A 238-nucleotide genomic window follows, 5' to 3' on the forward strand; every position below is an offset into this window, starting at 1 on the left:
GACAATTACTTAGGCCACTGCAAGGCGGGACTGGTAGGATCGTCCGATACCTGTAGGCTTCGAACCGCGCCCACAATGGGCGCTGCGCCCCCGTGGGGCGCGCCGATGCTGCGCTGCGATAATCCCTCCAGCGCACCGCCGCTGATGTTCTCGACGGCGTCGGCAAGGCCCTCGGGCGAGTGCTTGGCGTAGACCTTTTCGACCATCAACATGGTGTTCCCCAGGACCCCGGCGATCT

At 64.3% G+C, this 238-nt stretch carries 1 protein-coding gene; it reads right to left on the bottom strand.

All coding sequences use genetic code 11. The features are described from left to right. Positions 1-5 precede the first annotated feature (5 nt). The coding region (locus tag CVH10_RS24205; protein WP_219925107.1) for a hypothetical protein at positions 6-238 on the bottom strand (233 nt) is incomplete at its 5' end.

It is taken from the genome of Halomonas sp. ND22Bw, assembly GCF_003011945.1.
GTDB lineage: Bacteria > Pseudomonadota > Gammaproteobacteria > Pseudomonadales > Halomonadaceae > Halomonas > Halomonas halophila.